The organism is Pseudomonas sp. R1-1 (assembly GCF_051132135.1).
GTDB lineage: Bacteria > Pseudomonadota > Gammaproteobacteria > Pseudomonadales > Pseudomonadaceae > Aquipseudomonas.
Window position 1 is genome coordinate 1,621,019 of the sequence record NZ_CP071663.1, and the last position, 23,607, is coordinate 1,644,625.

Genomic DNA, 23,607 nt, shown 5'->3' on the forward strand with positions numbered 1-23,607 from the left:
AGCGGCCCGTTTGAGGAGATAGCATGATTGTTCGTCCCGTACGCAGCAGCGATTTACCCGCGCTGATCGACCTGGCCCGCAGCACCGGCACCGGCCTCACCACCTTGCCGGCCAACGAAGAACGTCTGGCCCACCGGGTCGGCTGGGCCGAGAAGACCTTCCGCGGCGAAGCCGGCCGTGGCGATGCGGACTACCTGTTCGTGCTCGAAGACGACAACGGCCGTGTGGTGGGGATTTCCGCCATCGCTGGCGCGGTCGGTCTGCGTGAGCCGTGGTACAACTTCCGCGTCGGCCTGACCGTCAGCGCCTCGCAGGAATTGAACATCTACCGTGAGATTCCGACGCTGTTCCTGGCCAACGACCTGACCGGCAACTCGGAGCTGTGCTCGCTGTTCCTGCACGCCGATTACCGCAGCGGTCTGAACGGCCGCATGTTGTCCAAGGCGCGCATGCTGTTCATCGCCGAGTTCCCGGAGCTGTTCGGCAACAAGATCATCGCCGAGATGCGCGGCGTATCCGACGACGCCGGGCGCTCGCCGTTCTGGGAAAGCCTGGGCCGGCATTTCTTCAAGATGGAATTCAGCCAGGCCGATTACCTGACCGGTGTCGGCAACAAGGCGTTCATTGCCGAACTGATGCCGAAATTCCCGCTGTACACCTGCTTCCTCTCGCCGGATGCGCGCAACGTGATCGGCCAGGTCCACCCGGACACCGAGCCGGCGCTGGCGATGCTCAAGGGCGAAGGTTTCAGCTATCAGGGTTACGTCGATATCTTCGACGCCGGCCCGGCGATCGAATGCGAAACCGGCAAGATCCGCGCGGTGCGCGACAGCGAAGCGTTGGTGCTGGCCGTCGGTACGCCGGGCGACGACGCCACGCCGTTCATCATCCATAACCGCAAACGCGAAGACTGCCGCATCACCGCGGCGCCTGCGCGTCTGGCCGCCGGCACGCTGGTGGTCGATCCGCAGACCGCCAAACGTCTTCAACTCAGCGCCGGCGATCAGGTTCGCGCCGTGGCGTTGTCCGCTGCACGGGAGTCGAAACAATGAATTCGCTATACATCGCAGGTGAATGGCTGGCCGGTCAGGGCGAAGCCTTTCAATCGCTGAATCCGGTGACCCAGCAAGTGCTGTGGTCGGGCGAGGGCGCCACCACGGCGCAGGTCGAGTCCGCCGTGCAAGCCGCGCGCCAGGCATTTCCGGGCTGGGCGCGGCGTTCGCTGGACGAGCGCATCATTGTGCTCGAAGCGTTTGCCGCCGCGCTGAAAAACCATTCTGACGAGCTGGCCCGTACCATCGGTGAGGAAACCGGCAAGCCGTTGTGGGAAGCCGCGACCGAAGTCACCAGCATGGTCAACAAGATTGCTATCTCGGTGCAGAGCTACCGTGAGCGTACTGGCGAGAAGAGTGGCCCGCTGGGCGACGCCACCGCCGTGTTGCGCCACAAGCCGCACGGCGTGGTAGCGGTGTTCGGCCCGTACAACTTCCCCGGCCACTTGCCCAACGGGCATATCGTGCCGGCGCTGCTGGCGGGCAACAGCGTGCTGTTCAAGCCGAGCGAGCTGACGCCGAAAGTCGCCGAGCTGACGGTCAAGTGCTGGATCGAAGCCGGTCTGCCGGCCGGTGTGTTGAACCTGCTGCAAGGCGCGCGGGAAACCGGCATCGCCCTGGCGGCGAACCCGGGCATCGACGGTCTGTTCTTCACCGGTTCGAGCCGCACCGGCAACCATCTGCATCAGCAATTCGCTGGTCGCCCGGACAAGATCCTGGCGCTGGAAATGGGCGGCAACAATCCGCTGGTAGTCGATCAGGTTGCCGATCTGGATGCCGCGGTTTACACGATCATTCAATCGGCGTTCATCTCCGCCGGCCAGCGTTGCACTTGCGCGCGCCGTTTGCTGGTGCCGCAAGGCGCGTGGGGCGACAGCCTGCTCAAACGTCTGGTCGACGTCAGTGCGACCATCGAAGTCGGCGCGTTCGATCAGCAGCCGGCACCGTTCATGGGCTCGGTGGTTTCCCTCGGCGCGGCAAAAGCGCTGAGGGATGCTCAGGAGCATTTGCTGGCCAACGGCGCAGTGTCGCTGCTGGAAATGACTCAGCCGCAAGCCCAGTCGGCATTGCTGACGCCGGGCATTGTCGACGTCACCGCAGTCGCCGAGCGCCCCGACGAAGAACTGTTCGGCCCGTTGCTGCAAGTGATTCGCTACGTCGATTTCGAAGCCGCCATCGTCGAAGCCAACAACACCGCCTACGGTCTGGCTGCCGGCCTGTTGTCGGATTCCGAAGCGCGTTACCAGCAGTTCTGGCTGGAAAGCCGCGCCGGCATCGTCAACTGGAACAAGCAACTGACCGGCGCCGCGAGCAGCGCGCCGTTCGGCGGTGTCGGCGCTTCGGGCAACCATCGTGCCAGCGCCTACTACGCCGCGGATTACTGCGCGTACCCGGTGGCGTCGCTGGAAACCCCGAGCCTGGTGTTGCCTGCCGCCCTGACGCCCGGCGTGAAGATGGCGTGATGCCCATCGCCAGCAGGCTGGCTCCCACACTGGAATGCATTTCCCTGTGGGAGCCAGCCTGCTGGCGATAGCCGCGACGCGGTGTACCTCATTGTTACTCGAAGCCTATAACAACAGATTCACGTGGAGCCTCGCTGATGAAATCCTACGAAGTCAATTTTGACGGTCTAGTGGGGCCGACCCATAACTACGGTGGTCTGTCCTACGGCAACGTTGCCTCCCAGAGCAACAGCCAGCAGTCCTCGAGCCCGAAAGAAGCGGCGCTGCAAGGCCTGGCGAAAATGAAAGCGCTGATGGAAATGGGCTTTCAGCAGGGCGTACTGGCGCCGCAGGAACGTCCGGATGTGGCCGCGCTGCGCCGTCTGGGTTTCAGCGGCACTGACGCGCAGGTGATCGAGCGCGCCGCCAAGGAAGCCATGCCGCTGCTGGTCGCCAGTTGCTCGGCGTCGAGCATGTGGGTCGCCAACGCCGCCACGGTCAGCCCGAGCGCTGACACCGCTGACGGCCGCGTGCATTTCACCGCCGCCAACCTCAACTGCAAATACCACCGCAGCATCGAACACCCGACCACCAGCCGTGTGCTCGGGGCGATGTTCGCCAATCAGCAGCACTTCGCCCATCACGCGGCCCTGCCAGCGGTCGCGCAGTTCGGCGACGAAGGCGCGGCCAACCACACGCGTTTCTGCCGTGAATATGGTGAGGCAGGCGTCGAGTTTTTCGTGTTCGGCCGCAGTGCGTTCGACAACCGTTACCCGGCGCCGCAGAAGTACCCGGCGCGGCAGACCCTCGAAGCATCGCAGGCCGTGGCGCGTCTGCACGGTCTGCGTGAAGACGGCGTGGTCTACGCCCAGCAGAATCCCAACGTGATCGATCAGGGCGTGTTCCATAACGACGTGATCGCTGTCGGTAACGGCGAAGTGCTGTTCTATCACGAGGACGCGTTCCTCGAGACCGAACAAATGCTCGCTGAACTGGAAAGCAAACTGGCCAAGGTCGGTGGCAAGTTCCAGTCCGTGTGCGTGCCACGTTCGGCGGTCACCGTGGATGACGCGGTGCGCTCGTACCTGTTCAACAGCCAGTTGCTGTCGCGCCCAGACGGTTCGATGCTGCTGATCGTGCCGCAAGAGTGCCAGGCCAACGAGCGCGTCTGGGCGTATCTGCAAAGCCTGACCAGCGCCGGCGGTCTGATCCGCGAAGTGAAAGTCTTCGACCTCAAGCAGAGCATGCAGAACGGCGGCGGCCCGGCGTGCCTGCGCTTGCGCGTGGCGCTCAACGAAACGGAACTGGCGGCGGTCAACCCAGGGGTTATCATGACGCCACCGTTGTACGGTTCGTTGACCGCATGGGTTGAAAAGCACTACCGCGACCGCCTCAGCGAAAGCGATCTGGCGGACCCGCAGTTGTTGCTTGAATGCCGGACGGCACTGGATGAACTGACGCAAATCCTTAAACTGGGCGCGGTTTATCCCTTCCAGATCAATTGATCGCCGGCGCGCCGCTTGACCGCAGCGCGCGGCGGGTCACCCCAAGAGAGTAAAAACATGAGCGATTCCCTGCAGCTGATCCTTGAAGACACCGACGGCACGCAACTGCAAACCTCGTGCACCCGCGTCGCGGTCATGTGGCAAGGCAAAGAGCTGTGGATCCAGCAGGACGGCCGCGGCCAGTTGCTGATCGGCGTTGACGTCGAGGAAGGTGACGAAGAGTACGCCAACCTGCTGCTGCGCCCATTGGCGACTAATCTGGTAAGTCTGCAGCTGGAAATGGAACCGGCTGACCTCGGCGCTGACGAGGATCACGTACACGGCCCGGATTGCAACCACGACCACTAAGGAAACCGCTCTATGCTCGCCCTCGGCAAACTGCTTGAACTGACCCTCGCCGGCCGCGAACCGGCGGAGAAGACTCAACTGACTGTCGAAGGCGTGCGCATGCGCTGGTTGAGCGAAGGGGCGCTGGAAGTCCGACCCCCGGAAGCGCGCGACAATGGCCTGGACCTGCTGCTGTCGGCAGGTATCCACGGCAACGAAACCGCACCGATCGAGTTGCTCGACCGGTTGCTGCACGACATCGCTCGCGGCGATCTGAAGCCGCGGGCACGCATTCTGTTTCTGTTCGGGAATCCCGAGGCGATGCGCAAGGGCGAGCGCTTCATCGAGCAGGACGTCAATCGGCTGTTCAACGGCCGGCATGAACAAAGCAGTGGCAGCGAAGCGTTGCGCGCCTGTGAGCTGGAGCGCCTGGCGGCGACTTTCTTCAGCAAACCCGAGCGCCAGCGTTTGCACTACGACCTGCACACGGCGATTCGTGGCTCGAAGATCGAGCAGTTCGCCCTCTATCCGTGGAAGGAAGGGCGCCAGCATTCGCGCCTTGAACTGGCACGCCTGCGCGCCGCCGGGATGGAAGCCGTGCTGCTGCAGAACAAACCGTCGATCGTCTTCAGTTCCTATACCTACGACAAACTCGACGCCGAGGCTTTCACTCTGGAGCTGGGCAAGGCGCGGCCGTTCGGGCAGAACGACGGGGTCAACGTGTCGCTGCTGGAAACCCGCTTGAAGCAGATCATCGAAGGCACCGAGCCGGAGATGGCGCAAGCGGGGCTGGACGGCTTGCAGTTGTTCAGCGTCGCGCGGGAGATCATCAAGCACAGCGATGCGTTCCGCCTGAATCTGCCAGCGGACATCGAGAATTTTTCCGAGCTGGACATGGGTTATGTGCTGGCCGAGGATCTGGCCAATACCCGCTGGATCATCGAAGAGCCTGGCGCGCGGATCATTTTCCCTAACCCTAAGGTCAAGAACGGCTTGCGCGCCGGCATCCTGATCGTCCCGACCACTGACGAAAATCTCGCCTGATTTTCCGGCCAACACACACGCAGTCTGGCAGCTTGCACAAATCCCTGTGGGAGCCAGCCTGCTGGCGATTGCAATGTCTCAGTCACCTTAGCTGGCACTGATACACCGCTATCGCCAGCAGGCTGGCTCCCACATTTTTGGGCGGTGTTTAAACCGCTACCGCATGCGGCTCGGTACGGCGCAGTGCGCGAACTTTGCGCAGCGTATCCGCACACGTCCGCGCCGCTTCCTGACCTTTGTGCACAAAGTGCTCAAAGAAGAACTTCTGATGTTCTTCGCCAGAATGGAAGTGATGCGGCGTCAGTGACACCGAGAACACCGGCACTTCGGTTTCCAGTTGCACCTGCATCAGGCCGCTGACCACTGACTGGGCGACGAACTCATGGCGATAGATGCCGCCGTCCACGACCAGGGCAGCAGCCACGACTCCGGCGTAACGACCGGTCTTGGCCAGCAGTTTGGCGTGCAAAGGCATTTCAAAGGCGCCGCCGACTTCGAAGAAATCGATGTCCGATTCCTGATACCCCTGCACCAGCATTTCAGCGACGAAGCCTTTGCGGCTCTGGTCGACAATTTCCTTGTGCCAGCAGGCCTGGATAAACGCGACGCGCTCGCCGTGCGGGTGTTTGCTTTTGCTATCGATAGCGGTGGGTTGCATGTTCAGACTCCTGTTTGTGTGAAAAACAGGGCGTTATGAATCGAAAGGGATGCCAGGGTGCGCACACGCACGACAACGCGCGGACGGCCCTGTGCTTTTGCTCCCGTTCTCTCTTCATCCGGACTATGACCGTCGGCCCCGGAATCACACCGGGTCTGCTGACCTTGCCGCCGACCACCGCGATTGCCGTGTTCGTCGCCAAGCGCTCGCGGGCTATGCGCATTGCGCGCAATTACCGCCGGTGGGGAATTGCACCCCGCCCTGAGAACGTTTGTGCCGCCCAATGTCGGGCAGCGCGCAGTTTGTAACACATATTTTTCGCTCCTGCACAGACCCCTGTGGGAGCGAGCCTGCTCAACGAAAAACTGCATTTTCTTGGCGCAAGGCTTGATTAATCCGCGCCATGACCGCAGTAATCCCACTTCATAAAGGGATTTCCCCTGCTGACCAGAGGCCAGGTTCATGAGCGTTATCGATCTTCGCAGCGACACCGTCACTCAACCGACTCCCGCCATGCTCGACGCCATGCTGGCGGCGGACACCGGTGACGACGTGTACGGCGAAGACCCGACGGTCAACCGTCTGGAAGGCGAACTGGCCAGCCGCCTCGGTTTTGCAGCCGCGCTGTTCGTGCCGACCGGGACCATGAGCAATCTGCTCGGGTTGATGGCGCACTGTGAGCGCGGCGACGAATACATCGTCGGCCAGCAGGCGCACACCTACAAATACGAAGGCGGTGGTGCGGCGGTGCTCGGCTCGATCCAGCCGCAGCCGCTGGAAGTGCAGGCTGATGGTTCGCTCGATCTGGAGCAGGTCGCGGCGGCGATCAAACCGGACGACTTTCACTTCGCCCGTACGCGCCTTCTGGCGCTGGAAAACACCATGCAAGGCAAAGTGCTGCCGCTGGAGTATCTGGCCCGGGCGCGACGCTTCACTCAGCAGCACGGCCTGCAATTGCACCTGGACGGCGCGCGCCTCTACAACGCGGCGGTCAAGCTGGGTGTCGATGCGCGGGAAATCACCCAGTATTTCGATTCGGTCTCGGTGTGCCTGTCCAAAGGCCTCGGTGCACCGGTCGGCTCGGTGCTGTGCGGTTCTGAACAGCTGATCGGCAAGGCCCGGCGTTTGCGCAAAATGGTCGGTGGCGGCATGCGCCAGGCCGGAGTGCTGGCAGCGGCGGGGTTGTACGCACTTGATCACAACGTCGGGCGGCTGGCCGATGATCACGCCAATGCGCAACAGCTGGCCGATGGTCTGCGTGAAGCCGGTTTCGTCGTCGAACCCGTGCAAACCAACATGATTTATGTGCAAATGGGCGACAGGGCCGAGGCGCTCAAGGCCTTCGCGGCCGAGCGCGGGATCAAGCTCAGCGCTGCTGCACGTCTGCGCATGGTCACGCACATGGATGTCAGCCGCGCACAAATCGAGCAAGTGATCGCGACATTCGTCGAGTTTTCACGCAAGTGACAGCGTTAGCCGTCCAATTGACCGTTTCTATCGTATAAACACGCTGTACCCCGCGCGCAGGGCCGATATAATGCGGCCCTTTGCCGTCGCTTCGTCTCTGACGTTTCGAACAGGCCTTTGGCCGCAGCCTCCGTGGAAGAACCTAATGAAAAGCGCAGAAATCCGTGAAGCCTTCCTTCGCTTCTTCGAAGAGCAAGGCCACACCCGTGTAGCCTCCAGCTCTTTGATTCCGGGCAACGACCCAACCCTGCTGTTCACCAACGCGGGGATGAACCAGTTCAAGGACTGCTTCCTGGGCCAGGAAAAACGTGCCTACACCCGTGCGACCAGCAGCCAGAAGTGCGTGCGCGCCGGGGGCAAGAACAGTGACCTGGAAAACGTCGGTTATACCGCCCGTCACCACACGTTCTTCGAAATGCTCGGTAACTTCAGCTTCGGCGATTATTTCAAGCACGACGCGATCACCTTCGCCTGGACCTTCCTGACCGGCGTGCTGAAGCTGCCGAAGGAAAAACTCTGGGTCACCGTCTACGCCACCGATGACGAAGCGTATGACATCTGGACGCAGAAAATCGGCGTGCCGGCCGAGCGCATGATCCGCATCGGCGACAACAAAGGCGCGCCGTACGCGTCCGACAACTTCTGGACCATGGGCGACACCGGCCCGTGCGGCCCGTGCACCGAGATTTTCTACGATCACGGCGAGCACATCTGGGGTGGCCCGCCGGGCTCGCCGGAAGAAGATGGCGACCGTTACATCGAAATCTGGAACAACGTGTTCATGCAGTTCAACCGCACCGCCGACGGCGTGTTGCATCCGCTGCCAGCGCCGTCGGTCGACACCGGCATGGGCCTGGAGCGGATCAGTGCGGTGATGCAGCACGTCAACTCCAACTACGACATCGACCTGTTCAAGAACCTGCTGAAGGCTTCGGCTGAAGCGATCGGTTGCGAAAACGGTGATCAGTCTTCGCTCAAAGTGGTGTCCGACCACATCCGTTCCTGCGGTTTCCTGATTGCCGACGGCGTGCTGCCGTCCAACGAAGGCCGTGGTTACGTGCTCCGCCGGATCATTCGTCGCGCCTGCCGTCACGGCAACAAGCTCGGCGCCACCGGCAGCTTCTTCTACAAGATCGTCGCGGCGCTGGTGGCCGAGATGGGCGAAGCGTTCCCGGAACTGAAGAAGCAGCAGAGCAATATCGAGCGCGTGCTCAAGGCTGAAGAAGAGCAGTTCTCCAAGACGCTGGAGCACGGCCTGAAGATTCTCGAGCAGGACCTGGCCGAGCTCAAAGGCACCGTGGTCCCGGGCGATGTGGTGTTCAAACTCTACGACACCTACGGTTTTCCGATGGACCTGACCGCTGACATCGCCCGCGAACGCGGCCTGACTGTCGATGAAGTCGGTTTCGAGCGTGAAATGGAAGCCCAGCGCCTGCGTGCGCGTTCGGCCAGTTCGTTCGGTCTGGACTACAACACGCTGGTCAAGGTTGACGTTGCCACCGAGTTCACCGGTTACGCCGCCACCAGCGGTTCGGCAAAAATCGTGGCTATCTATAAGGATGGCCAGTCGGTCGACGTGCTGAGCGAAGGCGAAGAGGCGGTGATCGTTCTCAATCAGACGCCGTTCTACGCCGAATCCGGCGGCCAGATCGGCGACTGCGGTTTCATTCAGGCCGGCAGCAGCCGTTTCGACGTACGCGACACCACCAAGACTGGCGGCGCGTTCCTGCACCACGGCGTGCTGGCCTCCGGCAGCCTGACCATCGGCGCGCCGGTGGAAACCCACGTCGACGCTGAAGTGCGTCACGCCACCTCGTTGAACCACTCGGCCACTCACTTGCTGCACGCGGCATTGCGTCAGGTTCTGGGTGAGCACGTTCAGCAGAAAGGTTCGTTGGTCGACAGCCAGCGCCTGCGTTTCGACTTCAGCCACTTCGAGGCGATCAAGCCTGCACAGATCAAGCAGCTGGAAGACATCGTCAACGCCGAGATCCGCAAGAACTCTGCGGTTGAAACCGAAGAAACCGACATCGAAACCGCGAAGAACAAAGGCGCCATGGCGCTGTTCGGCGAAAAATACGGTGACAGTGTGCGCGTGCTGAGCATGGGCGGCGATTTCTCCGTCGAACTGTGCGGCGGGATCCACGCCAACCGTACCGGCGACATCGGCCTGCTGAAGATCATCAGCGAAGGCGGTGTGGCTTCGGGCGTGCGTCGTATCGAAGCCGTTACCGGTGCTGCGGCGCTGGCGTACCTCAACGCTGCCGAAGAACAACTCAAGGAAGCGGCCAGCCTCGTCAAGGGCAGCCGTGACAATCTGATCGACAAGCTGTCGGCTGTGCTCGAGCGCAATCGCCTGCTGGAGAAGCAACTCGAGCAGTTGCAGGCCAAGGCGGCCAGTGCCGCGGGCGACGATCTGTCGGCCTCGGCAGTGGACGTCAAGGACGTGAAGGTTCTGGCCGCACGTCTGGACGGTCAGGACGGCAAGGCGCTGCTGGCGCTGGTCGATCAGCTGAAAAACAAACTCGGCCGCGCAGTGATCCTGCTCGGCGGTGTCCATGAGGAAAAGGTCGTACTGGTTGCAGGCGTAACCAAGGACCTGACTGGCCAACTCAAAGCCGGTGATTTGATGAAACAGGCTGCTGCGGCAGTGGGCGGGAAGGGCGGTGGTCGTCCGGACATGGCGCAGGGCGGCGGTGTCGATGCCGGCGCGCTGGATGGCGCACTGGCGCTGACCGTTCCATTCGTCGAGCAGGGTTTATAAGACGGTTCGCCCGGCCCGCAGTCTAGTGGCGCGCCGGGCGGCTGTTCGATTGATTATTGGGCGCCCTTCATGGGCAGAGGCGGCTTTGAAATGGCTTTGATCGTACAGAAATTTGGAGGCACCTCGGTCGGCACTGTCGAGAGAATCGAGCAGGTCGCCGACAAGGTTAAGAAATTCCGTGATGCCGGCGATGACCTGGTGGTCGTGCTGTCGGCAATGAGCGGCGAAACCAACCGTCTGATCGATCTGGCCAAGCAAATCAGTGGCGAGACGCAACCGGTTCCGCGTGAACTGGACGTGATCGTTTCCACCGGTGAGCAGGTGACGATTGCCCTGTTGGCCATGGCGCTGATCAAGCGCGGTGTGCCAGCGGTGTCGTACACCGGTAATCAGGTGCGGATCCTGACAGACAGTGCGCACAATAAAGCGCGTATCTTGCAGATTGACGACCAGAAGATTCGTGGCGACCTGAAAGCCGGTCGCGTGGTTGTGGTCGCTGGTTTCCAGGGCGTCGACGAGCACGGCAACATCACTACCCTCGGGCGTGGCGGTTCCGATACCACTGGCGTAGCCCTGGCGGCCGCGCTGAAGGCTGACGAGTGCCAGATCTACACCGACGTCGACGGAGTTTACACCACCGACCCGCGTGTTGTTCCAGTTGCACAGCGTCTGGACAAGATCACCTTCGAAGAGATGCTGGAAATGGCCAGCCTCGGTTCCAAGGTTTTGCAGATCCGTGCGGTGGAGTTCGCCGGCAAGTACAACGTTCCGCTGCGCGTACTGCACAGCTTCAAGGAGGGTCCGGGCACCCTCATTACTATTGATGAAGAGGAAACCATGGAACAGCCGATCATTTCCGGCATCGCTTTCAACCGCGATGAAGCCAAGCTGACCATCCGTGGTGTGCCAGACACCCCCGGTGTGGCGTTCAAGATTCTCGGCCCGATCAGTGCCGCGAACATCGAAGTCGACATGATCGTGCAGAACGTCGCGCACGATAACACCACCGACTTCACCTTCACCGTGCACCGCAACGACTATCAGGCCGCACAGACCGTGCTGGAAAACACCGCTCGCGAGATCGGTGCCCGTGAAGTGGTGGGCGACACGAAGATTGCCAAGGTCTCGATCGTCGGCGTCGGCATGCGTTCCCATGCAGGCGTTGCCAGTCGCATGTTCGAATCGCTGGCCAAGGAAAGCATCAACATCCAGATGATCTCGACGTCGGAAATCAAGGTTTCCGTGGTGATCGAAGAGAAGTACCTGGAACTGGCCGTGCGCGCCCTGCACACGGCTTTCGAACTGGATGCTCCGGCCCGTCAGGGCGAGTAATTCCGTTTCTTGAAGGGCGCGGTCTGACCGCGCCCTTTATTTTTGAATGGCGCGAGCCCTGAACTGTTCTTTTGCTCGCGCTGGTCAATACTCAGGCATGTAGGGCTACGATCGCTCCGGTTGTAGGTCGGGTGCCTTTTTTTTGCAGACTGTTGTCCCTGAAAGAATTGCGTGAGGAGAAAGGTATGCTGATTCTGACTCGTCGGTGCGCAGAAAGCCTGATTATCGGTGATGGCGAAATCACCGTGACCGTGCTCGGCGTTAAAGGAAACCAGGTGCGCATCGGCGTCAACGCGCCGAAAGAGGTTGCCGTGCACCGTGAGGAAATTTACCTGCGTATAAAGAAAGAGAAGGACGAAGAACCAAGCCATTAATTTTTATCGATTTTTATGTTTGCAAACGGGGAAAAGGTTGGTTAAGATACGCCCCGTGTTGCGGAGAGCTGGCCGAGTGGCCGAAGGCGCTCCCCTGCTAAGGGAGTACACCTCACAAGGGTGTCGGGGGTTCGAATCCCCCGTTCTCCGCCATTATTTGCTTAGTACGTTGTAATCTGGCTTTTTCGGTAAGTTGTTGAATTTACTAGAAAAAGTGGTTGGAATAGAGATTAGACGGGCTATAATGCGGCGCAACAAATGCACTCGTAGCTCAGCTGGATAGAGTACTCGGCTACGAACCGAGCGGTCACAGGTTCGAATCCTGTCGAGTGCACCATTTAAGAGTTAATTGCAGCGATGCACGTAACTCGGCTTCAACCAGATGTGAGCTGGTCTAAAAACACAAATGCACTCGTAGCTCAGCTGGATAGAGTACTCGGCTACGAACCGAGCGGTCACAGGTTCGAATCCTGTCGAGTGCACCATTTAAGAGTTAGTTGCAGCGATGCGGGTAACTTGGCTTCGTCCAGTTGTGGTCTGGGCTAAAAACACAAATTGCACTCGTAGCTCAGCTGGATAGAGTACTCGGCTACGAACCGAGCGGTCACAGGTTCGAATCCTGTCGAGTGCACCATATACCAAAAAGCCCGCGTTTAACGCGGGCTTTTTGCTGTCCGGGATTTGGCTTTTGCCTTCACGCATCCTCTCTCGTCAAAATCGATCCGAGCAGTGCGGCCTCGCTTGAGGTCGTAACTGTAGCGGGTCGTCGACGTTCTGATATTCACCTTGTCCGGCTTGCCTAATGCGCTTTCGACGTCCTGTCGGCTCATGCCGGCGATGACGCGTCGATTGATGATCGCTTCGCGCCGCTGTCGGTTGTCGATCAGGTTTCCGCAGTTGTCTTCAGCATGAGCAACCACGCCGGGTTCTCGCCTCATGGCCTTCAGTTCGGTCATGCGTTCGTGGTCGTGCTCGGGCATTACGGCAACCGATCCGGGCGAGTAGGGGTGTACTTCTTGTGTCGAGCGCTGCTCTCCCTGCGCACAGCTCATTGAAGTGAACGTGACGCTGCCGTCGCTGGCCTCGCAACGGTGAAGCGAAACAGGCGCTGCGCTGGATGGCAGGCAAAGCAGGCAGGCGGGTAGCAGAAAAACATAGGGTTTGAACAGCATTCGATGTCCTCCATGACGATCTGTCTCCAAGCGTAGCCGCTACATTTTCTGCTGCCGGTGTGTTTTCTTTTCAGAATGAGTCGTCGCAGTTGCAGGGTTCAGGACGGCGCTCAGAATTGTTTCGCAAGCGCTTGTTTCGGCCGTGATTTTTTAACGTTTAAACCGTCAAGCGGTGTATCATTGCGCCCGTCAGCCCCGCCGGGGCTTATGGAAAAATTCCATGGACTTACCCAGTAGTTACTCAGTACCCCGTTTCACCAATCATGAATTGACTGATTGATCCTTCCGGCGTGCCCCGCTGCTGGGAGTGGAGTTCGCCTATGTCTGAAATCGAAGTAAAGAAAACTCAAGAAAGCCTGCAGGATCGCCTGGCTCAGGTGGTCGAGCTGTTGCAGCGCCAGCGTGTCGTCGAAGACCTGACTCATCGTCAGGAAGGCCCGCATCACGACCGCGTCGAAAATCTCGTTCACCGGCAAAATCTCGTCGAGCTGCAACGCAAGCTCGATGATCTGCACTCCGCCGACGTCGCCTACATTCTCGAAGCCCTGCCGCTGGACGATCGTCTGACGCTCTGGCAATTGGTCAAGGCTGACCGCGACGGCGATATTCTGCTCGAAGTATCCGATTCCGTTCGTGAAACGCTGATCGCCGACATGGACGATCACGAACTGCTCGCGGCTGCCAAGGACATGGACGCCGACGAACTCGCTGACCTGGCTTCCGAGCTGCCGCGAGACGTCGTCCATGAACTGATGGAAAGCCTCGACAATCAGCAGCGTGAACGCGTGCGTTCGGCCCTGTCCTATGACGAGGACCAGGTCGGTGCGTTGATGGACTTCGAAATGGTGACCATCCGTGAGGATGTCAGTCTCGAAGTGGTTCTGCGTTATCTGCGCCGCCTGAAAGAACTCCCCGGCCATACCGACAAACTGTTCGTGGTCGATTACGACGGTGTGCTCAAGGGTGTACTGCCGATCAAGCGTCTGCTGGTCAATGATCCGGAGAAGCAGGTCGCCGAAGTCATGGCCAGCGATCCGGTGAGCTTTCACCCGGACGAAGACGCCTACGATGCGGCCCAGGCGTTCGAACGTTACGACTTGATCTCGGCACCCGTGGTCGACAAGAACGGCAAGCTGATCGGCCGTCTGACCATCGACGAGATGGTCGACCTGATCCGTGAAGAGAGCGAAAGCGAAGTGCTCAACATGGCGGGTCTGCGCGAAGAAGAAGATATCTTCGCCTCGGTCTGGAAGTCGCTGCGCAACCGTTGGGCATGGCTGGCGATCAACCTGATTACCGCGTTTGTCGCATCGCGGGTGATCGGTCTGTTCGAAGGGTCGATCGAGAAGCTGGTGGCACTCGCGGCATTGATGCCGATCGTCGCCGGTATCGGGGGCAACTCCGGTAACCAGACGATCACCATGATCGTACGCGCCATGGCGCTCGATCAGGTCAGCACCGGTAATACTTCGCGGCTTATGCGTAAGGAGCTTGCGGTAGGGCTGATCAATGGCCTGGTCTGGGGCGGAGTAATTGGTGTGGTTGCCTATCTGCTATACGGCAGTTGGTCGTTGGGCGTGGTAATGACTGCCGCGATGACGCTGAATCTGCTGTTGGCTGCGCTGATGGGGGTATTGATTCCGATGACGCTGGCGAAGATGGGGCGAGATCCGGCGATGGGTGCCAGTGTGATGATCACTGCCATGACCGACAGCGGTGGTTTCTTCATCTTCCTGGGGCTGGCGACGATCTTCTTGCTCTAACTGATCGCACTGAAACAACCCGCCGCTCTGGCGGGTTTTTTTTGCCTGTGAGAACACAAATTTCGGGCAAAAAAAAGCCAGCTATCAAAGCTGGCTTGAGGCGTTCGTTGTTACTCAGGACGCGTCTGCGGCCATTTCTGCATCATGTGCAATCAGCGAAACCAGGGCGTTCTGCTGACGGTGCGACAACTGACGGAAGCGTTGCAACAGCTCGCGCTCGTGCAACGACAGCTCCGGGCTGTCCAGGCGCATGCTCAGCTCTTCGCCCAGTGCGCCTTCCTGAATAAGACTCTGCTCAAGGCGCGCAATGATCTCGGAGTTCATGCTGCGATGATGATTGCGAGCCACCTCGGCAATGCGTTCACGCATTCCGTCTGGCAGACGTACGACGAACTTGTCAGCCGTACGGCTGGAATAAATTGCCTGTTTCAATGGGCGCATATATTTAACCGGTTAGTTCAGGGGAGCGGTTCTCGGGATTGGCCGCAGGATGTGTGGTAGGACAAGCATCCGCGCCAAATGGTTCAACCTGAATTGTTAAGAGGCCGGCATCATGCCTCAAAATTGCCAGATCATTGGCGTCAATTCTGTGACAAATATTGAGCCGGGTAAAGGCGTAATGCCAGCACCAATCATCAGAAATGCGGACTGGTTGGAAATCTTTGCCTGTGTCCCGTGCTCTGCTTGGGTCTCATCGGCTGCCATGGATGCTCGAGGGCGCCATAAGGTGCATGCTAAGCAGCTGCGCATCCTTGTTACCTACCTTTACAGGATAGTGGCAAATTGCCGATTTACTAGTGGCTGACGACCGTAGGGGGCGTTTAGGGGATGGATGGCAAGCTTATTTATCTGATGGGGCCGTCCGGCTCAGGCAAAGACAGTCTGATCGAGGCTGCTCGCCAACCATTGCGTGCGTTGAATTGTGAAGTCATGCGCCGAGTGATTACCCGATCCGCCGAATCGGTGGGGGAGGATGCTATCGGAGTGACGCCCGATGAGTTCAGCCAGCGCGAGCGCGCAGGTGATTTTGCCTTGGCTTGGCACGCCAATGGCCTGTCCTATGGCATTCCCGTGGAAATGGATCAACACCTGCATGCTGGTCGAAACGTTTTGGTTAATGGTTCGCGAGCTAATCTACGCCAGGCGATGACGCTTTACCCAGAGCTTGTAGCGGTCTTGTTGACGGTGCGGGACGATGTATTACGAGAGCGTCTGCTCAAGCGTGGTCGTGAAACGCTTGAGCAGATCGATCAGAGGCTGGGTCGTAATGCGCAGTTCAAGGACAGGAGGTCGAGCGATGGGCCTGTGTACCTCATCGACAACTCCGGCAACCTGGCGGATGCCGTGAATCAACTTTTGGCTTTGATTACGCTCAGCGCAAAACCGGATCGAATTTGATTTTACGTCCGGCTGCCAATGCCAATACGAACAACACCGCAAAAATGCCGCTGCCAACCAGCGGCAGGCTGATCTCGGTATCCTCGAACAGCGAAAAGTGCACAACACCGTTCAATAGGGCGAGGATCAGTAATCCCGCAGCTGACTTGGACATCATTTTGTACTCCTGAAGATATTTCAAAAAATCAGACGTTCGGAGCTCGCCTCCTGAAGTGGCCGCTCGGAATCGCTCACAGCATGTGGCACGCCCTGATTGCTCAACACCGCCAATTGAGGCGCCTTTTGTACCTGCAAGTAATGGGGGACGCGTTGAGCCACGGATTCGGGCGCGTTGCGCTCGGGGATAAACTGAGAACCGACCAAAACCGCCAAAGCAATTGCATTTGCAAGCAATAGGGTGCTGTTCATGGGGCTGGGCTCCGAATGTTCTTTTATAGAACAGACAAAGCACTCGCCGTGCCAACAGTCTATAGGCTGTTAAATCCTTTAAAAACAAGCATTTGGACGATTTTCAGCAACAGCGGTGATTGCAATCTGCAATGGCGGTGTTTTTAAGGTCGTGCAAAATGCGGGTAATTCTTCCCGCAACGGGGTGAGGCAGCGGCCTACACTTAAAAAGCCGTGGGATGACATGACAAATCAGGGTTCGGCCGTTAACATGCACGCCGTCCGTCACGCAGCGCCTGCTGCGGCTTACCTATGTCTCAGTAGCTCAATTGGATAGAGCATCCCCCTCCTAAGGGGAAGGTTGGCAGTTCGAACCTGCCCTGGGACACCATCTATATCGACTTCCTCCTAGATAACTGCTCATCCCGAATGGGAGGCTTTGGCTGCCTGTTAACAGGCGCCACCGGTCTGACCGCTCGCATCGCTTCTATATAACGTGGGTAGTGAAGCAAGAATTCGTAAAAAGCGAAATTAACGGTTGACGGCAGATCTGAGGTGTCTATAATTCGCCCCACTTCCGGCGCAGTCGAAACGGAAAACTCCTTGAGATTCAACGAGTTAAGTAGGTTTCGACGGCAAGCGGCTTCAGTTCATCGAAGCCCGAAAGGAAGTTGAAAAAGAGGTGTTGACAGCAGCGTGTAACGCTGTAGAATTCGCCTCCCGCTGACGAGAGATCGGAAGCGCAAGTGGTTGAAGTTGTTGAAGAAATCTTCGAAAGCTTCTGAAAATAATCACTTGACAGCAAATGAGGCTGCTGTAGAATGCGCGCCTCGGTTGAGACGAAAGGCCTTAACCAACCGCTCTTTAACAACTGAATCAAGCAATTCGTGTGGGTGCTTGTGGAGTCAGACTGATAGTCAACAAGATTATCAGCATCACAAGTTACTCCGCGAGAAATCAAAGATGTAACCAACGATTGCTGAGCCAAGTTTAGGGTTTCTTAAAAACCCAAAGATGTTTGAACTGAAGAGTTTGATCATGGCTCAGATTGAACGCTGGCGGCAGGCCTAACACATGCAAGTCGAGCGGATGAAAGGAGCTTGCTCCTGGATTCAGCGGCGGACGGGTGAGTAATGCCTAGGAATCTGCCTGGTAGTGGGGGACAACGTTTCGAAAGGAACGCTAATACCGCATACGTCCTACGGGAGAAAGCAGGGGACCTTCGGGCCTTGCGCTATCAGATGAGCCTAGGTCGGATTAGCTAGTTGGTGAGGTAATGGCTCACCAAGGCGACGATCCGTAACTGGTCTGAGAGGATGATCAGTCACACTGGAACTGAGACACGGTCCAGACTCCTACGGGAGGCAGCAGTGGGGAATATTGGACAATGGGCGAAAGCCTGATCCAGCCATGCCGCGTGTGTGAAGAAGGTCTTCGGATTGTAAAGCACTTTAAGTTGGGAGGAAGGGTTGTAGATTAATACTCTGCAATTTTGACGTTACCGACAGAATAAGCACCGGCTAACTCTGTGCCAGCAGCCGCGGTAATACAGAGGGTGCAAGCGTTAATCGGAATTACTGGGCGTAAAGCGCGCGTAGGTGGTTCGTTAAGTTGGATGTGAAATCCCCGGGCTCAACCTGGGAACTGCATTCAAAACTGTCGAGCTAGAGTATGGTAGAGGGTGGTGGAATTTCCTGTGTAGCGGTGAAATGCGTAGATATAGGAAGGAACACCAGTGGCGAAGGCGACCACCTGGACTGATACTGACACTGAGGTGCGAAAGCGTGGGGAGCAAACAGGATTAGATACCCTGGTAGTCCACGCCGTAAACGATGTCAACTAGCCGTTGGGAGCCTTGAGCTCTTAGTGGCGCAGCTAACGCATTAAGTTGACCGCCTGGGGAGTACGGCCGCAAGGTTAAAACTCAAATGAATTGACGGGGGCCCGCACAAGCGGTGGAGCATGTGGTTTAATTCGAAGCAACGCGAAGAACCTTACCAGGCCTTGACATCCAATGAACTTTCCAGAGATGGATTGGTGCCTTCGGGAACATTGAGACAGGTGCTGCATGGCTGTCGTCAGCTCGTGTCGTGAGATGTTGGGTTAAGTCCCGTAACGAGCGCAACCCTTGTCCTTAGTTACCAGCACGTTATGGTGGGCACTCTAAGGAGACTGCCGGTGACAAACCGGAGGAAGGTGGGGATGACGTCAAGTCATCATGGCCCTTACGGCCTGGGCTACACACGTGCTACAATGGTCGGTACAAAGGGTTGCCAAGCCGCGAGGTGGAGCTAATCCCATAAAACCGATCGTAGTCCGGATCGCAGTCTGCAACTCGACTGCGTGAAGTCGGAATCGCTAGTAATCGTGAATCAGAATGTCACGGTGAATACGTTCCCGGGCCTTGTACACACCGCCCGTCACACCATGGGAGTGGGTTGCACCAGAAGTAGCTAGTCTAACCTTCGGGAGGACGGTTACCACGGTGTGATTCATGACTGGGGTGAAGTCGTAACAAGGTAGCCGTAGGGGAACCTGCGGCTGGATCACCTCCTTAATCGACGACATCAGCTGCTCCATGAGCTCCCACACGAATTGCTTGATTCATTGAAGAAGACGATAGAAGCAGCTTTAAGCTCCAAGCTGATAGCTCCAGGCTAACAGTTACGCGCTCGAAATTGGGTCTGTAGCTCAGTTGGTTAGAGCGCACCCCTGATAAGGGTGAGGTCGGCAGTTCGAATCTGCCCAGACCCACCAATTTTGTTATGGGGCCATAGCTCAGCTGGGAGAGCGCCTGCCTTGCACGCAGGAGGTCAGCGGTTCGATCCCGCTTGGCTCCACCATATAAACTGCTTCTGAAAGCTTAGAAATGAATATTCGGTGCGAATATTGATTTCTAGTCTTTTGATTAGATCGTTCTTTAAAAATTTGGGTATGTGATAGAAAGATAGACTGAACGTTACTTTCACTGGTAACGGATCAGGCTAAGGTAAAATTTGTGAGTTCTCTTAATTGAGAAATTCGAATTTTCGGCGAATGTCGTCTTCACAGTATAACCAGATTGCTTGGGGTTATATGGTCAAGTGAAGAAGCGCATACGGTGGATGCCTTGGCAGTCAGAGGCGATGAAAGACGTGGTAGCCTGCGAAAAGCTTCGGGGAGTCGGCAAACAGACTTTGATCCGGAGATGTCTGAATGGGGGAACCCAGCCATCACAAGATGGTTATCTTGTACTGAATACATAGGTGCAAGAGGCGAACCAGGGGAACTGAAACATCTAAGTACCCTGAGGAAAAGAAATCAACCGAGATTCCCTTAGTAGTGGCGAGCGAACGGGGACTAGCCCTTAAGTTGATTTGAGATTAGCGGAACGCTCTGGAAAGTGCGGCCATAGTGGGTGATAGCCCTGTACGCGAAAATCTCTTATCAATGAAATCGAGTAGGACGGAGCACGAGAAACTTTGTCTGAATATGGGGGGACCATCCTCCAAGGCTAAATACTACTGACTGACCGATAGTGAACTAGTACCGTGAGGGAAAGGCGAAAAGAACCCCGGAGAGGGGAGTGAAATAGATCCTGAAACCGTATGCGTACAAGCAGTGGGAGCCCACTTTGTTGGGTGACTGCGTACCTTTTGTATAATGGGTCAGCGACTTATTTTCAGTGGCGAGCTTAACCGAATAGGGGAGGCGTAGCGAAAGCGAGTCTTAATAGGGCGTCTAGTCGCTGGGAATAGACCCGAAACCGGGCGATCTATCCATGGGCAGGTTGAAGGTTAGGTAACACTGACTGGAGGACCGAACCGACTACCGTTGAAAAGTTAGCGGATGACCTGTGGATCGGAGTGAAAGGCTAATCAAGCTCGGAGATAGCTGGTTCTCCTCGAAAGCTATTTAGGTAGCGCCTCATGTATCACTGTAGGGGGTAGAGCACTGTTTCGGCTAGGGGGTCATCCCGACTTACCAAACCGATGCAAACTCCGAATACCTACAAGTGCCGAGCATGGGAGACACACGGCGGGTGCTAACGTCCGTCGTGAAAAGGGAAACAACCCAGACCGTCAGCTAAGGTCCCAAAGTTATGGTTAAGTGGGAAACGATGTGGGAAGGCTTAGACAGCTAGGAGGTTGGCTTAGAAGCAGCCACCCTTTAAAGAAAGCGTAATAGCTCACTAGTCGAGTCGGCCTGCGCGGAAGATGTAACGGGGCTCAAACCATACACCGAAGCTACGGGTATCACCCTCGGGTGATGCGGTAGAGGAGCGTTCTGTAAGCCTGTGAAGGTGAGTTGAGAAGCTTGCTGGAGGTATCAGAAGTGCGAATGCTGACATGAGTAACGACAATGGGTGTGAAAAACACCCACGCCGAAAGACCAAGGTTTCCTGCGCAACGTTAATCGACGCAGGGTTAGTCGGTCCCTAAGGCGAGGCTGAAAAGCGTAGTCGATGGAAAACAGGTTAATATTCCTGTACTTCTGGTTATTGCGATGGAGGGACGGAGAAGGCTAGGCCAGCTTGGCGTTGGTTGTCCAAGTTTAAGGTGGTAGGCTGAGATCTTAGGTAAATCCGGGATCTTAAGGCCGAGAGCTGATGACGAGTTACCCTTTGGGTGACGAAGTGGTTGATGCCATGCTTCCAAGAAAAGCTTCTAAGCTTCAGGTAACCAGGAACCGTACCCCAAACCGACACAGGTGGTTGGGTAGAGAATACCAAGGCGCTTGAGAGAACTCGGGTGAAGGAACTAGGCAAAATGGCACCGTAACTTCGGGAGAAGGTGCGCCGGTGAGGGTGAAGGACTTGCTCCGTAAGCTCATGCCGGTCGAAGATACCAGGCCGCTGCGACTGTTTATTAAAAACACAGCACTCTGCAAACACGAAAGTGGACGTATAGGGTGTGACGCCTGCCCGGTGCCGGAAGGTTAATTGATGGGGTTAGCTAACGCGAAGCTCTTGATCGAAGCCCCGGTAAACGGCGGCCGTAACTATAACGGTCCTAAGGTAGCGAAATTCCTTGTCGGGTAAGTTCCGACCTGCACGAATGGCGTAACGATGGCGGCGCTGTCTCCACCCGAGACTCAGTGAAATTGAAATCGCTGTGAAGATGCAGTGTATCCGCGGCTAGACGGAAAGACCCCGTGAACCTTTACTATAGCTTTGCACTGGACTTTGAATTTGCTTGTGTAGGATAGGTGGGAGGCTTTGAAGCGTGGACGCCAGTTCGCGTGGAGCCATCCTTGAAATACCACCCTGGCAACTTTGAGGTTCTAACTCAGGTCCGTTATCCGGATCGAGGACAGTGTATGGTGGGTAGTTTGACTGGGGCGGTCTCCTCCTAAAGAGTAACGGAGGAGTACGAAGGTGCGCTCAGACCGGTCGGAAATCGGTCGTAGAGTATAAAGGCAAAAGCGCGCTTGACTGCGAGACAGACACGTCGAGCAGGTACGAAAGTAGGTCTTAGTGATCCGGTGGTTCTGTATGGAAGGGCCATCGCTCAACGGATAAAAGGTACTCCGGGGATAACAGGCTGATACCGCCCAAGAGTTCATATCGACGGCGGTGTTTGGCACCTCGATGTCGGCTCATCACATCCTGGGGCTGAAGCCGGTCCCAAGGGTATGGCTGTTCGCCATTTAAAGTGGTACGCGAGCTGGGTTTAGAACGTCGTGAGACAGTTCGGTCCCTATCTGCCGTGGACGTTTGAGATTTGAGAGGGGCTGCTCCTAGTACGAGAGGACCGGAGTGGACGAACCTCTGGTGTTCCGGTTGTCACGCCAGTGGCATTGCCGGGTAGCTATGTTCGGGAAAGATAACCGCTGAAAGCATCTAAGCGGGAAACTTGCCTCAAGATGAGATCTCACTGGAACCTTGAGTTCCCTGAAGGGCCGTCGAAGACTACGACGTTGATAGGTTGGGTGTGTAAGCGCTGTGAGGCGTTGAGCTAACCAATACTAATTGCCCGTGAGGCTTGACCATATAACACCCAAGCAATTTGCGTCGAAGAGACCAGATTGCGGTGTGTGAAGACGAAACGAACCGAAAGTTCGAAACGCACAAACACCAGCTGTCACATACCCAATTTGCTGAAGCGAGGCCATCTGGTCACGACTCAGTACCCGAATTTCTTGACGACCATAGAGCGTTGGAACCACCTGATACCATCCCGAACTCAGCAGTGAAACGATGCATCGCCGATGGTAGTGTGGGGTTTCCCCATGTGAGAGTAGGTCATCGTCAAGATTAAATTCCGAAACCCCAATTGCGAAAGCAGTTGGGGTTTTGTTTTGCCTGCGAAAAAGTTCGAGGCGCCGAGCGAGCCGACGAATTGACGTGGCGAACCTTCCGATCCAGTGCCTTAATGTTTGTCTTTCGGGGCGGGGGATGACCATGCGACGTCGTGGAGCCAGCTATTGGTTATGGATCAACAGCCGTTTGTCGATGTACGGCCATGACGAGACACTGAGCGACGGCTTACAGATCGAGGTCCAGGCTCGTGTAGGCCTGAGTGGCGACACACAAGTGTTCATCGGTGTGTACACGAAGGAGGGGCGAGCGATCAGTGAAGAGTTTCATGACCGCGGCAGAGACGTTCCCTGCGAGGTTGCGCTGAAATGGGGAAGTGAGCGAGCCCGGGAGATCGTTATCGCTCAGCAGGTCTTCGCCGCCCCGCACCGTACTCAGACAACGCTGAGTGCAGTGGTGACCGACCCATCGATAGTGGCGATCCGGCGGATGGAGATGAGCGAGCACGAGCGCCTTCAACTCAAGGCGTCGGATGCCTGGTCAGAATATCTGGATGCCAAGAATGCCATGCTCGACCTGATGCGCCTGAGGCGCGTCGACCCAGGCATCTGGGCCGAGAGCAAAGCGCGCCTTCAGCAGGCGATCGACCGTCGCGTGTGCATCCAGCGTGCTTATCTGAGCTGA

The 23,607-nt window shown here is 57.4% G+C and carries 17 protein-coding genes, 7 tRNA genes, 3 rRNA genes and 1 riboswitch; of the genes, 22 read left to right on the plus strand and 5 right to left on the minus strand.

Features of this window, described 5'->3' with window-relative positions; all coding sequences use genetic code 11:
- Positions 1-23 precede the first annotated feature (23 nt).
- The 5 genes from astA to astE all read left to right on the plus strand — a co-directional run bounded on the left by astA (position 24) and on the right by astE (position 5,370).
- A complete protein-coding gene (gene astA / locus J3P75_RS07420) occupies positions 24-1,052 on the plus strand; it encodes an arginine N-succinyltransferase (protein WP_093099208.1) in 1,029 nt (342 codons plus the stop codon).
- Positions 1,049-2,515: a succinylglutamate-semialdehyde dehydrogenase gene (astD, locus tag J3P75_RS07425; RefSeq protein WP_434709803.1), complete on the plus strand. Its 1,467-nt coding sequence runs from the start codon at positions 1,049-1,051 to the stop codon at positions 2,513-2,515. The genes astA and astD overlap by 4 nt, the downstream gene beginning before the upstream one ends.
- 137 nt (positions 2,516-2,652) lie before the next feature.
- A complete protein-coding gene (gene astB / locus J3P75_RS07430; protein ID WP_434596144.1) occupies positions 2,653-3,999 on the plus strand; it encodes an N-succinylarginine dihydrolase in 1,347 nt (448 codons plus the stop codon).
- A 57-nt stretch (positions 4,000-4,056) separates the two neighbouring features.
- A complete protein-coding gene (locus J3P75_RS07435) occupies positions 4,057-4,347 on the plus strand; it encodes a hypothetical protein (RefSeq protein WP_016773591.1) in 291 nt (96 codons plus the stop codon).
- 12 nt (positions 4,348-4,359) lie between these two features.
- Positions 4,360-5,370 carry a succinylglutamate desuccinylase gene (gene astE, locus J3P75_RS07440; RefSeq protein ID WP_434709804.1) on the plus strand — a complete coding sequence of 337 codons (1,011 nt, stop codon included), beginning with the start codon at positions 4,360-4,362 and terminating at the stop codon, positions 5,368-5,370.
- Between the two features lie 148 nt (positions 5,371-5,518).
- Here the strand turns inward: astE and J3P75_RS07445 are convergent, their stop codons facing one another.
- Complete coding sequence (locus tag J3P75_RS07445; RefSeq protein WP_434709805.1) at positions 5,519-6,028, minus strand: 6,7-dimethyl-8-ribityllumazine synthase; 510 nt, start codon at positions 6,026-6,028, stop codon at positions 5,519-5,521.
- A gap of 101 nt (positions 6,029-6,129) precedes the next feature.
- Positions 6,130-6,301, minus strand: a riboswitch (FMN riboswitch).
- Between the two features lie 189 nt (positions 6,302-6,490).
- Here J3P75_RS07445 and ltaE point away from each other — a divergent pair.
- The 8 genes from ltaE (at position 6,491) to J3P75_RS07485 (ending at position 12,599) form a co-directional block, all read left to right on the plus strand.
- On the plus strand, positions 6,491-7,495 hold the full coding sequence (gene ltaE, locus J3P75_RS07450) for a low-specificity L-threonine aldolase (RefSeq protein ID WP_434709806.1): 1,005 nt from the start codon (positions 6,491-6,493) through the stop codon (positions 7,493-7,495).
- 145 nt (positions 7,496-7,640) lie between these two features.
- The gene (alaS, locus tag J3P75_RS07455) at positions 7,641-10,259 is read left to right on the plus strand and encodes an alanine--tRNA ligase (RefSeq protein WP_434709807.1); all 2,619 of its coding nucleotides are present in this window, start codon (positions 7,641-7,643) and stop codon (positions 10,257-10,259) included.
- A gap of 90 nt (positions 10,260-10,349) precedes the next feature.
- Positions 10,350-11,591 carry an aspartate kinase gene (locus J3P75_RS07460; RefSeq protein WP_093099222.1) on the plus strand — a complete coding sequence of 414 codons (1,242 nt, stop codon included), beginning with the start codon at positions 10,350-10,352 and terminating at the stop codon, positions 11,589-11,591.
- A gap of 185 nt (positions 11,592-11,776) precedes the next feature.
- The gene (gene csrA / locus J3P75_RS07465; RefSeq protein ID WP_002554426.1) at positions 11,777-11,965 is read left to right on the plus strand and encodes a carbon storage regulator CsrA; all 189 of its coding nucleotides are present in this window, start codon (positions 11,777-11,779) and stop codon (positions 11,963-11,965) included.
- A 62-nt stretch (positions 11,966-12,027) separates the two neighbouring features.
- A tRNA-Ser gene (locus J3P75_RS07470) sits at positions 12,028-12,118 on the plus strand.
- Positions 12,119-12,225: 107 nt separating this feature from the next.
- A tRNA-Arg gene (locus tag J3P75_RS07475) sits at positions 12,226-12,302 on the plus strand.
- 71 nt (positions 12,303-12,373) lie between these two features.
- Positions 12,374-12,450, plus strand: a tRNA-Arg gene (locus J3P75_RS07480).
- Between the two features lie 72 nt (positions 12,451-12,522).
- A tRNA-Arg gene (locus tag J3P75_RS07485) sits at positions 12,523-12,599 on the plus strand.
- Positions 12,600-12,618: 19 nt separating this feature from the next.
- Here J3P75_RS07485 and J3P75_RS07490 read toward each other — a convergent pair.
- On the minus strand, positions 12,619-13,137 hold the full coding sequence (locus tag J3P75_RS07490) for a cell envelope protein SmpA (protein ID WP_434709808.1): 519 nt from the start codon (positions 13,135-13,137) through the stop codon (positions 12,619-12,621).
- A 320-nt stretch (positions 13,138-13,457) separates the two neighbouring features.
- On the opposite strand from J3P75_RS07490, the gene mgtE reads away from it, so the two are divergent.
- On the plus strand, positions 13,458-14,900 hold the full coding sequence (gene mgtE, locus J3P75_RS07495) for a magnesium transporter (protein WP_203419134.1): 1,443 nt from the start codon (positions 13,458-13,460) through the stop codon (positions 14,898-14,900).
- Positions 14,901-15,014: 114 nt separating this feature from the next.
- On the opposite strand, the gene J3P75_RS07500 is transcribed toward mgtE, so the two are convergent.
- Positions 15,015-15,341: an Arc family DNA-binding protein gene (locus tag J3P75_RS07500; protein WP_003178899.1), complete on the minus strand. Its 327-nt coding sequence runs from the start codon at positions 15,339-15,341 to the stop codon at positions 15,015-15,017.
- 387 nt (positions 15,342-15,728) lie between these two features.
- Between J3P75_RS07500 and phnN the strand changes: the two genes are divergently transcribed.
- Entirely contained in the window at positions 15,729-16,298 is a 570-nt protein-coding gene (gene phnN / locus J3P75_RS07505) for a phosphonate metabolism protein/1,5-bisphosphokinase (PRPP-forming) PhnN (RefSeq protein WP_434709809.1), read from the plus strand.
- On the opposite strand, the gene J3P75_RS07510 is transcribed toward phnN, so the two are convergent.
- Both J3P75_RS07510 and J3P75_RS07515 read right to left on the minus strand, forming a co-directional pair.
- Entirely contained in the window at positions 16,273-16,452 is a 180-nt protein-coding gene (locus J3P75_RS07510; protein WP_434709810.1) for a PA3371 family protein, read from the minus strand. The genes phnN and J3P75_RS07510 overlap by 26 nt on opposite strands.
- A 23-nt stretch (positions 16,453-16,475) precedes the next feature.
- Positions 16,476-16,706: a hypothetical protein gene (locus J3P75_RS07515; RefSeq protein WP_434709811.1), complete on the minus strand. Its 231-nt coding sequence runs from the start codon at positions 16,704-16,706 to the stop codon at positions 16,476-16,478.
- Between the two features lie 293 nt (positions 16,707-16,999).
- On the opposite strand from J3P75_RS07515, the gene J3P75_RS07520 reads away from it, so the two are divergent.
- The 7 genes from J3P75_RS07520 to J3P75_RS07550 all read left to right on the plus strand — a co-directional run bounded on the left by J3P75_RS07520 (position 17,000) and on the right by J3P75_RS07550 (position 23,607).
- Positions 17,000-17,076, plus strand: a tRNA-Arg gene (locus J3P75_RS07520).
- Positions 17,077-17,705: 629 nt separating this feature from the next.
- Positions 17,706-19,242, plus strand: a 16S ribosomal RNA gene (locus J3P75_RS07525).
- A gap of 123 nt (positions 19,243-19,365) precedes the next feature.
- Positions 19,366-19,442 (plus strand) — tRNA-Ile (locus tag J3P75_RS07530).
- 10 nt (positions 19,443-19,452) lie between these two features.
- Positions 19,453-19,528 (plus strand) — tRNA-Ala (locus J3P75_RS07535).
- Positions 19,529-19,762: 234 nt separating this feature from the next.
- Positions 19,763-22,656: ribosomal RNA gene (locus J3P75_RS07540) — 23S ribosomal RNA — on the plus strand.
- Positions 22,657-22,804: 148 nt separating this feature from the next.
- A 5S ribosomal RNA gene (rrf, locus tag J3P75_RS07545) occupies positions 22,805-22,920 on the plus strand.
- Together the 16S, 23S and 5S rRNA genes with 2 tRNA genes alongside form the textbook arrangement of a ribosomal RNA operon.
- Before the next feature lie 147 nt (positions 22,921-23,067).
- Positions 23,068-23,607: a hypothetical protein gene (locus J3P75_RS07550; protein ID WP_434709812.1), complete on the plus strand. Its 540-nt coding sequence runs from the start codon at positions 23,068-23,070 to the stop codon at positions 23,605-23,607.

Excerpts from the sequence above, each read along its gene's own strand:
- astA (WP_093099208.1), top strand. The coding sequence starts at position 24 with ATGATTGTTCGTCCCGTACGCAGCAGCGATTTACCCGCGCTGATCGAC.
- astD (WP_434709803.1), top strand. The coding sequence starts at position 1,049 with ATGAATTCGCTATACATCGCAGGTGAATGGCTGGCCGGTCAGGGCGAA.
- astB (WP_434596144.1), top strand. The coding sequence starts at position 2,653 with ATGAAATCCTACGAAGTCAATTTTGACGGTCTAGTGGGGCCGACCCAT.
- J3P75_RS07435 (WP_016773591.1), top strand. The coding sequence starts at position 4,057 with ATGAGCGATTCCCTGCAGCTGATCCTTGAAGACACCGACGGCACGCAA.
- astE (WP_434709804.1), top strand. The coding sequence starts at position 4,360 with ATGCTCGCCCTCGGCAAACTGCTTGAACTGACCCTCGCCGGCCGCGAA.
- J3P75_RS07445 (WP_434709805.1), bottom strand. The coding sequence starts at position 6,028 with ATGCAACCCACCGCTATCGATAGCAAAAGCAAACACCCGCACGGCGAG.
- ltaE (WP_434709806.1), top strand. The coding sequence starts at position 6,491 with ATGAGCGTTATCGATCTTCGCAGCGACACCGTCACTCAACCGACTCCC.
- alaS (WP_434709807.1), top strand. The coding sequence starts at position 7,641 with ATGAAAAGCGCAGAAATCCGTGAAGCCTTCCTTCGCTTCTTCGAAGAG.
- J3P75_RS07460 (WP_093099222.1), top strand. The coding sequence starts at position 10,350 with ATGGCTTTGATCGTACAGAAATTTGGAGGCACCTCGGTCGGCACTGTC.
- csrA (WP_002554426.1), top strand. The coding sequence starts at position 11,777 with ATGCTGATTCTGACTCGTCGGTGCGCAGAAAGCCTGATTATCGGTGAT.
- J3P75_RS07490 (WP_434709808.1), bottom strand. The coding sequence starts at position 13,137 with ATGCTGTTCAAACCCTATGTTTTTCTGCTACCCGCCTGCCTGCTTTGC.
- mgtE (WP_203419134.1), top strand. The coding sequence starts at position 13,458 with ATGTCTGAAATCGAAGTAAAGAAAACTCAAGAAAGCCTGCAGGATCGC.
- J3P75_RS07500 (WP_003178899.1), bottom strand. The coding sequence starts at position 15,341 with ATGCGCCCATTGAAACAGGCAATTTATTCCAGCCGTACGGCTGACAAG.
- phnN (WP_434709809.1), top strand. The coding sequence starts at position 15,729 with ATGGATGGCAAGCTTATTTATCTGATGGGGCCGTCCGGCTCAGGCAAA.
- J3P75_RS07510 (WP_434709810.1), bottom strand. The coding sequence starts at position 16,452 with ATGTCCAAGTCAGCTGCGGGATTACTGATCCTCGCCCTATTGAACGGT.
- J3P75_RS07515 (WP_434709811.1), bottom strand. The coding sequence starts at position 16,706 with ATGAACAGCACCCTATTGCTTGCAAATGCAATTGCTTTGGCGGTTTTG.
- J3P75_RS07550 (WP_434709812.1), top strand. The coding sequence starts at position 23,068 with ATGCGACGTCGTGGAGCCAGCTATTGGTTATGGATCAACAGCCGTTTG.